The following is a 12,249-nucleotide window of genomic DNA, read 5'->3' as shown; positions in this document are numbered from 1 at the left end:
GAGGATTTACTTATGCCATCTGTATGGGGTTACATAATCAAACCAGCGCTATTATGTGTTGCTGTTTTTACTATTGGTTTAATGGTCATTGTCTTGCTATTCAGCCCTAACTAAAGCTGCGCACAATAGGAGTTATGCAATGCAAACATCTCGAGAACTTTTTGAACTTTGGGTATCTGGTCGAACTGTCTGCACTAAATATGGTGCTAAGCTGCGTGTTTTACCTAATGGTCATTACGCTGATTATCGTATTAATGACCGTTGGCTTGCGTGGGAAGCATCTAGAAATGTCTTTAGTTCCTAACTGCGCACAATGAGGATTATTTATGCCACCTATACCAACTTTTTATGAGCTCTTACAGTGCCTTGGCATTATGTTAGTCGGTGCTTTGATTTGTATCCTTTATGCCGCAATTTTTGATTTTCTCTACCATAGGCCGAAGTAAAACAAAGCTGCGCACAATGTATATTATGTTAAATGCGTTCTATATGGTTCCCATTGCCGCTCTGTTTGTGTGGCTTGTCATTCCAAATGAGTTTTGTGTCATTTCGTGAGTCTGACTTTTGTTATTATATATCAAGGCTATAATTCACTCCGCCAACAGCTTTGCTCCATTATGGTGCAAAGCTGTTCATCCAGAGCGCATTAAACTTTGTGTTTGCTGCTTTTTGACAAAGCGCATCTCACACGCAGCTATGCGAACACTTTTGAAGTATAGATGACGTGTTAGAAATGAATTTTATGAAACAATGCCCCAATCAAATTATGTCGCTCCATTAAAATGATTACTTACAATAATTCATAGGTTTACCAAGCTTAATTGAAATTGGTTCGTAGCTATATTTCCACTGCTTAATCTTACCTATTAATTTGTTGTAATGTTGATGACGTGATTTATCAACATCGGAGTCGTTCGAACACATCACCAGTTCCACTTGACTGTATCTTAAACAATTTAATCGTCGCTACGTGAATGCTTTGGTATATTGGACTCGCAAACTAGCCAGAAACACCTAGCAACGCGCTTATGCTTGTCCCAAAAGTCACAATAAAATACTAAGATGTTGCCGATTTTGAGCCGCTATGGACATAAATATGTCATTTTCAGGAGTTTTTATAGATATCGAGTGAAGCGCCCTAACCTTCTTTGGGACAAAAATCATTATGTGTACTAGCTCATATATGAACTGACAGTGTTGATTAAATAGCTAGACTTAATCGGACAATCTCAACTCGACCCCACCCAGCTCATTTCTGGACATTTTCAAGTTAGACTTTTAGCTCGAATTAGTGAATTTAGAATTAAAATTTCTATGGGTAACGCCTGCTTACCAGAAGCGCCACGCCGCTAATCCGCACGACCTTGCGCACCGTATTGCCATAAGCGTCAGGTGCATGCTGGAACGGCTGGCCTAGTGTCCGAAACAACTGATCGGCGCGGCCACGCAAACTGCGCGGAACTCGCACTATTGCCGCCTGGCGCGGGCGCAACAAGAGTCCTGCGAGCGCAGGGCTGAGCGTGAGTGAATTAACTGCTGACAGAATGGTTGAAATCGCAATCGTGAGCGCAAACTGTCGATAGAACTCACCCTGCAAGCCGCTTAGAAAAGCGGTCGGAATGAAAACGGCGGCAAGTACCGAGGTGATCGCGATAATAGGACCGGTGACTTCGTCCATGGCAAGCCGTGCGGCCTGAATGGGTTCCTCACCATTTTCGATGTGACGTTCGACATTCTCGACCACTACGATCGCGTCATCGACGACGATCCCGATTGAAAGCACCAGGCCAAACAACGACAACGTGTTCAGTGAGAAGCCCATCAGATGCATGACGGCAAAGGTGCCGATCAGCGACACCGGCACCGCTATAAGGGGTATGAGCGAAGCACGCCAGTTGCGCAGGAACAGCACCACCACGATAACGACAAGAAGAATCGCCTCCAACAAGGTGGTTACCACCGACTCCAGCGAGGCACGGACAAACACCGTCGGGTCATACGCGATGCGCGAGCTGAGTCCTTCCGGAAAGTTGCCTTCAAGCCGCTGCATGGTTGTACGCACCGCCTGCGCAACGTCGAGTGCGTTAGCGCCCGGACTCTGGATGATTTGCAGCGCGACGGCAGGTTCACCGTCAAGCAGACTGCGCAATGCGTAGGTATCGGCCCCCATCTCAATGCGGGCGACATCGCGCAAGCGCGTCACCTGGCCGTCGCCGCCTGTTCGAATGATGATGTCGCCGAACTGCTCCTCATCAGTTAACCGCCCGAGCGTGTTCACTGTCACTTGGAACGCGGCACTGGAATTGGGAGCCTGACCGACGGAGCCAGCTGCTACCTGTACGTTCTGCTCGCGCACAGCGGCAATCACATCGCCCGCTGTCAGCCCTCGTGCGGCGATCAGGCTCGGATCGAGCCAGAGCCGCATACTATATTCACCAGCTCCCCAAACCAGAACGTCGCTGATTCCCGGGATACGGGACAGATCGTCGCGCACCTGGAGGTAAGCGTAGTTCGAAATATAGAGAGGGTCGTAGCGTTTGTCTGGCGATAACAGGTGAACCACCATCAGGATGTCCGGCGAGGTCTTCTGCGTAATGACGCCTTGGCGCTGCACCTCCTCCGGCAAACGCGGCAGAGCGCGCGAGACGCGGTTTTGTACCTGGATCTGTGCCATATCGGCATTCGTCCCTTGCGCAAACGTGACGGTCAGGATCATTCGGCCGTCAGTGGCTGATTGCGACGACATGTATAGCATGCCCTCGACCCCGGTGATCGCCTGCTCGAGTGGCGCGGCTACCGTTTCTGCAATCACCTTGGGATTGGCGCCCGGGTAGGAAGCGGTCACCTGAACCGTCGGCGGCGTCACGGTCGGATACTCGCTGAGCGGCAATTGGAAGAAAGCAACGATGCCAGCGAGCACCATCAAAACTGAAAGAACGATGGCAAAAATCGGGTGATCGATGAAGAAACGTGGGAATGTCATTGTACTGCTCCCGAGGTTTGTGACACCGCAATAGGTGTACCGTCAATCGCAGCGGACTGTGGCGTAACCTGCATGCCCGGGCCTACCAGCCCCTTGACGATAATGTGCTCGCCGGGCTGTAGACCTTGTTCGATCACGCGCAACCCCTCGACCAGCGGACCCAGATCGACGGGCCGGTATTCCGTCTTGTCGTCTTTGCCGACAACGAGCACATAGTGGCTACCTTGATCGGTACCAATCGAATAATCGGAAACCAGAACCCTAGCTTGCGGCGCTCCGGTCTCTAGTTTGACCTTGGCAAAAAGACCGGGCGTCAAATGCCCATCGGGGTTGTTGACAACGGCGCGGATACGCACTGTTCCCGTCCCACGATCGCTGGTGTTGGAGAGGAAGTCGACACGGCCTGGCCTCGAATACGTCTTGTCGGTGAGCAGTGCCACCATGACCTTTTCCGCCTGTGCACCATGCGTGGTAGTGTGGTCTCGGCCTGCGGCGAGCGATCGCAAATAAGTGCGTTCGTCTACATCGAAATAGACGTGGATGGGATCGATAGAAACAATAGTCGTGAGTGGCGTCTCGCCGCTGAAGACGTAGTTGCCTTCTGTAACGAGGGCTTGGCCGACACGTCCACTGATCGGCGCCGTGACACGTGCGAAACTCAGATCCAATTGTGCGGCATCCACCGCTGCCTTTGCGGCGTCGACCTGTGCTTTGCTTGCATTCATAGAGGCGGTTGCGATGTCGAAGCGATCACGAGCAACGATCTTTTGGGCAAATAGCTGTTCGGCTCGTGCATATTCCGTTTGGGCAAGTATCGATGCCGCTTCAGCCTGGCGCAGGTGCGCCGTCGCGGCGTTCAGCGCGGCTTGGAACACCCGAGGATCAATGAGAAAGAGCTCGCTGCCCTTTTCGACGAAGCGTCCCTCGGGTAGGCTTACGTTCTGAATGTAGCCAGCAACCCTCGGGCGCAGCTCAACCCGCTTGACCGCGGTCAGCGAACCTGTGAGTTCGACAAATGGCGTCACCGGACGAACTATCACTTCGGCCACCGGAACGCTTGGTGGCTTTGCGGGACCGACAGAGGGCATCGCCTCCTTGCATCCTGCGATAGCGAGTGCAACGCTTAGCGCCACAGTGGTTATGGTTATGCGTTTGACCTTCATCATTTTTTCCTTTCTCGATAGCAGTCGACAGTTAGTTTTGCTGAGCCGAGGTAGCTCCTACTGTATTTATCCGGCTTACTACGCTTAGAAGGTCAAGTGTTTTTTTGATTAGTAAGGAGGCCTTGCGAGACGCAGCGAAGTCTAACTCTGATGACGAAAAAATCATGATCAGCGACGAAAATCGCTAAGTATTAAGGCATGCACATAGAAGAAAACTTCCTCGACAAAAAAGCCAGACATACGGCCTTGGCTGCTACGACCACTGCACTTACAAATGAGAGCGATTGGAAGTGTTATTACTGCTGGCAGCTTTAGCCTACTGGTTGCATTCATGTTAGGGCTGACAGCAGAAATGGCCTGATTGCAGTTCCAAGCAAACAGCATTAAACACTGGCGAGTTTTACCGTTCGACTACTTGGGTATGAGGAATGTAAGCTCGCAAACTTAGAGCTTAGAACTAAGCAGATACAGGCTGAAATAAGGAAATGATGTTCTGGCCTTAAGTGTCAGACTGAGCAGTAATCAAAATAAAGAAGAGCTGATACTATGATTAAGTTCGTGGTGATTACTCAGGTGTTTGATCAGGGCTAGCGCATGAGTGTCATTGCCTTAATTGTATTAGATTTACTTCTGTCTGTGAGCGTTCAGTGTACTGTTCAACCCATATTAGACAATTTTCATTGAGAATTTTTGAACTCTACAGGTGACAGTTCACCATTAGCAGAATGAAGTCACTCCAAGTTCTAATATTTCATTTAAACAGTCACATCTAGCTTAAAAAACTCCCTTGTTGGTTGAGCAATGTTAAAAATCCAATAGTGTAAAGCTACCAAAGAAACGCTAAACGAAGGCATTATCCCAACACGCACCTACATCCCCCATACTGACTCGGATATCATAGCTCGATAGCAAGCTACCGAATTACTTGCTGGTATACAGTTAGCATCGGTCACCCAGCCCTCACCTGTCTTTAAATAGGGCATGTCACCTGCCCAAATCTAATTAGCGAATTTTGGGTTAAAGTTAATATTTAACAAGTTATTAGCCACAGCATCAGCGTGTTTTCGCTATGTCGTCACCTTGTAATCTCGTCGCTAGGTTGCTTTGAGTCGAAGGTGGTACATTATTTTACGAACGAGATAGCGACCAACCTAGTAGCCTTCTTTACGCAATTTCTTCACCATTTCACGATTTCCTATGCCGCCACGACTTTGCTTTAATAGTTGTCGAACAAGGCGATATTGCTTCAGTGTTTCAAGACTTATCACGCTTGCTGGGCATTTATGCCCATAGTAATAGCCTAACCTACTCACACTCATTACTCGGCATAACACTGCTATAGGTAATAGGTTAGATTGCTGTTTGATGATGCGTAATTATTTGTTTTATCTACACAATAACTTCAACTCATCACACTCAGACTCTGCTAAGGTGATACCTTGTTGCAAGGCTTAATATGTTTCCTTCCAGTTGTAAAGCAGACTAGTACTAACCCTTAGAGACATTGCCGCATCAATAACGCTATAACCTTGCTCTAGCACCATCTAAACGGCTTCACCTGCGGATAACTCTTATGTGATTTATTCAGACTCATATAGACCTATTAATTTATTGACCATACTGTCTCAAAATTAAGTGCTGAAATAAAATTAGACCGGAGCAGGTGCTGTGGTATACAGAGTCTGACCATTATATTGGCGGTGATATACATTTTTGGAAACAAATTCAATTACTCTGTCCTTAAATTATTTCCATTTATAACTCGTTTTGGTCGGATAAACAGCACCTCTGTTACTTAGGTGCTGCTCTCCTAAGAACCGTACATGCAACTTTCACTGCACACAGCTCAAGCCTCCACTAAGGTGCACTGTCAATTGGCGGTATTTTGCGACTTGCAGCTTCTATCTGCACTGCAACAGGTTTACTCAGGTTTGGCCGGATATCCAATTTCCTCCAGAGCGTCGAGTATTTCGTCTTGCGATTGGCTGCTTTGTACATTGATACTACGGCTGGAGAGATCTGCTGTTACGACTGCATCGGCGTCCAGTTCCTTTATTGCACGGTTGATCAAGCCAAAGCAGTGGTTGCAGGTCATATCGGTAATTTTTAACGTTAACATCGTAAATCTCCTTTGCTAAAGTGGGCAGCTAAAATTCTGCACCTTGCTACAGGGAGAAGGTCAAGGCTTATTTTCTGTGATGTTACCCAGTACCAGTTGTGCCCAAATGGCACAATGTGAGCAAGGGTCGCCAGTGCTGCAATCTGATAGCTACTCAGTACTTGCTGGAGAAAGGCGTCACACTGGTGACAAACGTGCGTAAGAATATGAAAGCAAAAGCGATGTCGTTGTGGGATAGAGCGATGCTGTCGAGACGTTTCATCATAGAAACCATCAAAAAATATATCCCAAGTAGAGCACTCCAGACACCGCAGCGTGCATGGATTTATGCTCAATATGATAGCGGGACTCGTCGCCTATCAATTAAAAGACAATAAGCCACAACTGAACCTCACTAACGGGGAGTTTAATGCTATTGCAGTTATGGCTAGTTAAACCGATCTCAGGTTAAATAAGGTCGAGCCAACCCCCTGCCCCGAGCTGTAAAATCAACAATAACGTTTTTTACTACAGCAAACGGCAGCTGGCAAAACATAACATCAGAGCGGAATGTAGGCATCACCCACTTCAAGCAAGGTCAGTAGGCTGATTGACTCAATAACTAGACCATCCATAGTGCACCTCAATTCGTTATTTTTTAATATTATACGCAGAGATGCGACAGCTTGTGTCATAACTAAAAGGAAGTTTGTATAACAGACTCTTATATTATCGCTAGGCACTGAATTTGCGATAACTTGCGGTACAGAAAGTGGTTTAAGTGGCTTGTTGGATGGCGTCATTTATCGCTCATCTACTGGGAAGTGGTTAAATGCCTCCGTCAAATACGACAAGCTGATGATTGACATCGGGCGGATGAGTAAGAATAATACGCGGCAGGTTGCAGAGAAGCCTGTCCGCAAAAGATGATATCACTCTGATAAATTAACAGCGTTGCGAATCGATTTCATATCGAACCCACAGCAATCAAATAAGTTTGGCTTAGCGGAATGCCAATAAACTTAGGAGAATTGTTTGTGAAACATGCAACCGCTAACACTTTCAAACCCGCCGGTATCAATGCTGAACCTTCTGACATTGTACCCTTGGCATCCACCGAAATGCCCTCCCACGGGAAATATCACTCAGGATCTCAGTCAACTGAGTCCTTAGGTACGTTAGCTATCCCTACTTTGTATTTGCGCTTTGCGTTACCCATGGCATTGGCCATGATGCTCAGCGGCAGCTACAACTTAGTCGACTCTTATTTTATTTTGAAATACATCGGTGCCGATGCATTGGCTGGGGTGACGATTGCCTTCCCGTTACAAATGATGATTTTTGCTTTGGCCTGCATGATAGGAAATGGTACTGCGACCTTAGTAAGCCGATTTTTAGGGGCAAACGAGTTTGATAAGGCGAGTCAAATCGCGAACACTGGTTTTGCGTTAGCCTTAGCTTACGGCCTGATAGTGACTATCGTGTCGCTCGCCCAGCTTGACAATTTATTGGCATTTCTTGGGATAAGCTCAACACTTGCCTTAGCTGCTACAGAGTATCTACAACCCATTCTCTGCTTTAGTCTATTCACTTTTTTGTTATCTCTTAGCGGCGATTTACTCAGAGCACAAGGCAAAGTCGTGGTTATGCTGCTGGTTATCTTGTTGTCGGCGGTCATGAACATCTTGTTCGATACACTCTTTATTGCCGTTTTAGATATGGGCGTTAGCGGAGCCGCGTGGGCAACGGTGGCGGGTCAATGTGTGAGTCTATTTATTGCAGCCGTCTATTTTGTCCCCAATAACCGTTTTACCAGTAAACAGGCGCTTCATAAGCAAGCTACCCAGCCTATTTATTTTAGAATGGAGCAGATAAAGCTCAACCTCACTGAGATAAAAGCGATTCTTGGCTTGGGTAGCCCAATATTATTATCATATCTTGGGATTGCCTGTGTGATCTCATCGGTAAATCATATTTTAGTCAGTCATTTAGCCAATGTAGCGCCCAATACGCCAGCCGCGAATGAGGTCGCGTACATGATCAGCGCTTATGGTTTGATCGGACGCTTTAATATCTTTATCGCCCTGCCGCTCATGGCACTTACCAGCGCAGCGCAAACGATCAGTGCGTATAACTATGGGGCGATGGCATCTTCTCGGGTGTTAGCGTGTGCTAAATGGGGAATCGTCTTGACCTGCTGTTATCTGAGTTTAGTGACAATTATATTTATGGAGTTTCCTACCTCGGTTTTTGGTATTTTCACCGATGATCCCTCACTCATTGACGCTTGTATTAAGATTTCGAGTGTGACGTTTATCGCTTTACCTTTGGCGGGGATCACAGGTATTGCGATTGCTGTGTATCAAGGCACAAATCGCCCTAAGCTTGCTTTGCTATTATCTGGGATAAAAATCTATGGTTTGTTACTGCCCCTGCTGATCCTGTTGCCTCAACTATCCTTCGCAGATATTTCATTTATCACAGGTGCATTAAACATTTATATCATGCCAAAGGCTTTGGCTGAGTTGTGGATGGCCTTTCCAATTGCGGACTTCTTAGCTTGTCTCTTGAGTTTATTGATCATCAGTATTTGGCCTTTCATTCACGTACCGCGAGCAAATCGAGTCAGTCATGGAGGTAATGCAAAATGAAGTTAGCCAAGATGAAAGACTCAAGCGCCATCGCATTAAATGAAACCAAAGTTCGCGCTAAAAAACTGCTCAAAGCTTGTCAGCAGGATGAGCCGTTAGCCAAGCAAAGAGTCGCGACCTTAATGGCGAAATTGGGCATATCACACTCAGATCTCCAGCTTAAGCATTGCCAACAAGTGATTACACGTGAGCTAGGTTTTATCGATTTTCATCATTGCCAGCGAGTCCTGTCGGGTCAAGCCATACTTGGGGATGATTGGGGAAGTTTATTCCATACTAAACAATGCGACACATTACTCAATCATTGGTTTACTGGCTATTTAGCCGCGCGTGAGTTTAATGCGCAAGCTGAGGACACATTGCTACTTCCCTACAATAAGCAGTTTTTGGTGGTGGAGCGGCGGGATTACTGCAATGCGCTGAATTTGCAGATAATTTTTCAACCAGTGGATAATGCTGGCGAACCGACAACACTCCGGGATCTGGTGAGTAGCTATGCTAATGCAAACTGGAACTCCTTTGCGCTGGCCATGGTCCAACACAAATTACCCAAAGTGTAATGATGGCTGAGATTGTTAGTGCATCATGTTGAATGAGGAAATCTAGAGTTAAATAATACAAACAAAAAAGGTCATCATTGCTGATGGCTTTGCTTGTGAAATATGGCTGAGGCGCTGCGTTTCGAATCAGAAACGCAAGGCTAAAATAGCTAAAAATGCAAAAAGCCGCTAATTGCTTAGCGGCTTTTTGACTAAATATGGCGGAGGAGCAGGGATTTGAACCCTGGGTGGGCTATAAACCCACGCCGGTTTTCAAGACCGGTGCATTAAACCACTCTGCCACCCCTCCGAACGAGGCGCATAATATAAGTAAGTCTGTTGACTGTAAAGCACTAACTCTCAATTATGCGCCAATTGTTGCTATTACACTCAATCCGCTGGATTTTGCTTCACATCGGACATTATGCCTACCCGTGCGGGATCTGGCTTAGTGAAATGTTTGGCAAAGTCGCCCCACTCTTGTTGACTCTTAAGTATATAGCCGACCACAACTAAAATAGCGCAACATAGGATACCCCAACCAATCGCCACTTCACCAAGACTTGCCCACATAGCGACTAAGCTTGATGCACCAAAGGCAATGCTGATCTGTAAGAAGTTCTGTAATCCTGCGGCCTTAGCGGCATTCTGACTAAACTGCTGTAGCGCGCTGTTTACGACTATCGGGTAAATGGCGCCATTAGCTGCGGCCAAAATCGAGAACGAAATAAGCAGTGGGAAAATCGTGCTCGCAGGATAAATCAGCGTGAACATGATGATTGAAATAACACAGGCAGCGAAAATCGACAACAAGATATTCAGTGTTTGATGCCCGCCAATACGTTTTATCAGTAACTTACTCGCATAACCACCGACAATAAACATGATGGTTTGCGGGATAAAACTTAACCCAATTTCAGTCGCTTGATAACCGTGCATTTCCATCACAATCGGCCACACAGTTAGGTAGGCAAAGAAAGCACCGGAACAGGCACCGAAGATCACGACGTTGCCTAAATAGCGGGTGTTTTTCAAAATTTGCCCATAAGATACTGCAGCATGTTCACTGTGTTTATGTTGACTCTTGCCTGGAACAAAGTACAAGGTCATCAATACCAGCAGAAATGCGATAACACACAAGGAGATAAAGATTGCACGCCAGCCTAATTCGTTCAGAATATAAGCGCCAAGGATCGGTGCTAATGCAGGCGATAATGCGACCAATGGCATAATGTTGCTGAAAATACCTTGGGCTTTATCGGCATCATATTGTTCAACCACAATAGCTTGCCAAATAACCCCTGCACTACAGGCGCCAATGGCTTGGAAGAAGCGCGCGGTATTGAGCATTAATATAGAATCACTGTTGGCAATAAACACGCTAGCAATGGCAAATAAAACAAGGCCAAAGATCAGTGCCCAACGTTTGCCGATTTTATTGACTAACGGGCCGTAAAGCAGCTGACCTAAGGCAAGACCCGCAAGGAAACAGGTCAGTGACATCGCCACCTGTGATGGTGTGCTGTTAAATGAGCCTTCAATTGCTTTGAAAGCAGGCAAATACATGTCAGTGGCAATAAAGCCAAGCATGCTCAACATGGCTAAATAGAATAGAAACATAAAGAACTTTATGTTTACAAAGGTGTTACTAGACGTTTTCATAAAATAATCGGGTCGGATTGACTAAAGTGTGCAGTCTAAAGACTTGTTAAATTTATTGGAAACGTTTATTTTTGACTTGTGCTATCAATTATTTTCATTGGAATGGACGTCAGTTATGCTCTCAGAACAAGCGCTAGAACTCATTGATATTGTGGCTCGTGTAGGTAGTTTCACCGCGGCGGCGAATCGGCTACATAAAGTGCCCTCTGCCGTGAGCTACGCGGTCAAGCAAATAGAAGAAGAACTCGGCGTCATTCTTTTTGAACGGCATCATCGCAGTGTAACCTTAACACCAGCGGGTGAACATTTTGTGAAGCAAGCCAGAACCTTGCTCACGCAGATGGACGAGATGAAACGTGGCACTCAGCGCGTGGCAAATGGTTGGCAACCCACCTTGTCCATAGCCCTTGATAATATCGTCCGTGCCGACAGGATCAGCGTATTAATTGCTGACTTTTATCGACACTTCCATGATATTGAATTAATTATTCGCATTGAGGTCTTTAACGGGGTTTGGGAAGCGCTCGCCACGGGTCGCAGTGATATTGCTATTGGTGCGACAACCGCAATTCCAGTCGGTGGTGTTTACCAATATAAAGACATGGGGGATATTGAGTGGGCGTTTCTTGTTAGTAAAAATCATCCCTTGGCCAGTATTGACCGCCCATTAAGTGACGATGAGCTGCGCCCTTTTCCCTCGATTTGTTTAGAAGATACCTCTCGGGAAATTCCAAAACGTATGACTTGGTTGCTAGAGAATCAACGCAGGTTAGTCGTACCTGATTGGATCCGTGCCATTAACTGTTTCCGCGAAGGTTTAGGCGTCGGTTATATGCCAGTGCATTTAGCGAGCGTGTTTATTAAGGCGGGTGCGCTTGTTGAAAAACAACTGGAAAATCCAAAGCAGACAAGCCCTTGTTGCTTGGCGTGGAATGCTGACAAGATGTCGCCTGCACTCGCTTGGGTGCTGGAATATCTTGGCGATACTGAAAAATTGCACAAAGAGTGGCTGGCTTAAGCTTGGTTTAAACTCAATATGCTGATCTAGTCATTGAAATCAGCATTGAATGTGATTGTGTACCGTCTGCTTATGTACAGACTAAATCTTTACCTTCATAGTGGATGAAGACGCAGATACAAAAATCTTATTTTT

Annotated in this window: 8 protein-coding genes, 1 tRNA gene and 3 pseudogenes; 6 read left to right on the top strand and 6 right to left on the bottom strand. The window is 46.5% G+C overall.

Annotated elements, in window-relative coordinates:
* Nucleotides 1–139 precede the first annotated feature (139 nt).
* Complete coding sequence (locus tag KFE26_RS15325; protein ID WP_212600921.1) at nt 140–304, top strand: hypothetical protein; 165 nt, start codon at nt 140–142, stop codon at nt 302–304.
* A gap of 1,026 nt (nt 305–1,330) precedes the next feature.
* Here the strand turns inward: KFE26_RS15325 and KFE26_RS15320 are convergent.
* The 4 genes and pseudogenes from KFE26_RS15320 to KFE26_RS15305 all read right to left on the bottom strand — a co-directional run.
* Nucleotides 1,331–2,983 (bottom strand): annotated as a pseudogene (locus KFE26_RS15320) (efflux RND transporter permease subunit); the annotation flags it as partial.
* Nucleotides 2,980–4,146, bottom strand: coding sequence for an efflux RND transporter periplasmic adaptor subunit (locus KFE26_RS15315; protein WP_212600920.1), 1,167 nt, complete (start codon nt 4,144–4,146; stop codon nt 2,980–2,982). The gene KFE26_RS15315 and the pseudogene KFE26_RS15320, both read right to left, overlap by 4 nt.
* Nucleotides 4,147–4,823: 677 nt before the next feature.
* Nucleotides 4,824–5,740: pseudogene (locus KFE26_RS15310) on the bottom strand (IS3 family transposase).
* A gap of 327 nt (nt 5,741–6,067) precedes the next feature.
* Nucleotides 6,068–6,265 (bottom strand): heavy-metal-associated domain-containing protein, encoded by a 198-nt coding sequence (locus KFE26_RS15305; RefSeq protein WP_028759954.1) that lies wholly within the window; start codon nt 6,263–6,265, stop codon nt 6,068–6,070.
* Nucleotides 6,266–6,341: 76 nt separating this feature from the next.
* Between KFE26_RS15305 and KFE26_RS24215 the strand changes: the two genes are divergently transcribed.
* The 4 genes and pseudogenes from KFE26_RS24215 to KFE26_RS15290 all read left to right on the top strand — a co-directional run bounded on the left by KFE26_RS24215 (nt 6,342) and on the right by KFE26_RS15290 (nt 9,455).
* Complete coding sequence (locus KFE26_RS24215; RefSeq protein ID WP_283090760.1) at nt 6,342–6,467, top strand: hypothetical protein; 126 nt, start codon at nt 6,342–6,344, stop codon at nt 6,465–6,467.
* Nucleotides 6,427–6,700: pseudogene (locus tag KFE26_RS15300) on the top strand (transposase); the annotation flags it as partial. The gene KFE26_RS24215 and the pseudogene KFE26_RS15300, both read left to right, overlap by 41 nt.
* A gap of 581 nt (nt 6,701–7,281) precedes the next feature.
* A complete protein-coding gene (locus KFE26_RS15295; protein ID WP_212600919.1) occupies nt 7,282–8,895 on the top strand; it encodes an MATE family efflux transporter in 1,614 nt (537 codons plus the stop codon).
* Nucleotides 8,892–9,455: a hypothetical protein gene (locus KFE26_RS15290; RefSeq protein ID WP_212600918.1), complete on the top strand. Its 564-nt coding sequence runs from the start codon at nt 8,892–8,894 to the stop codon at nt 9,453–9,455. Before KFE26_RS15295 ends, KFE26_RS15290 begins: the two co-directional genes overlap by 4 nt.
* Nucleotides 9,456–9,653: 198 nt before the next feature.
* On the opposite strand, the gene KFE26_RS15285 is transcribed toward KFE26_RS15290, so the two are convergent.
* Both KFE26_RS15285 and punC read right to left on the bottom strand, forming a co-directional pair.
* Nucleotides 9,654–9,744 (bottom strand) — tRNA-Ser (locus KFE26_RS15285).
* 80 nt (nt 9,745–9,824) lie between these two features.
* On the bottom strand, nt 9,825–11,096 hold the full coding sequence (gene punC, locus KFE26_RS15280) for a purine nucleoside transporter PunC (protein ID WP_212600917.1): 1,272 nt from the start codon (nt 11,094–11,096) through the stop codon (nt 9,825–9,827).
* 115 nt (nt 11,097–11,211) lie between these two features.
* Here punC and punR point away from each other — a divergent pair, with 115 nt between their 5' ends.
* Nucleotides 11,212–12,114 carry a DNA-binding transcriptional activator PunR gene (gene punR / locus KFE26_RS15275; RefSeq protein WP_028759950.1) on the top strand — a complete coding sequence of 301 codons (903 nt, stop codon included), beginning with the start codon at nt 11,212–11,214 and terminating at the stop codon, nt 12,112–12,114.
* Nucleotides 12,115–12,249 lie beyond the last annotated feature (135 nt).

Origin of the sequence: Shewanella sp. M16 (genome assembly GCF_018224605.1) — a bacterium.
GTDB classification, from domain to species: domain Bacteria; phylum Pseudomonadota; class Gammaproteobacteria; order Enterobacterales; family Shewanellaceae; genus Shewanella; species Shewanella oncorhynchi.
The sequence above is the reverse complement of the archived record's forward strand: the minus strand, read 5'-3'. Positions and strand labels throughout refer to the sequence as shown.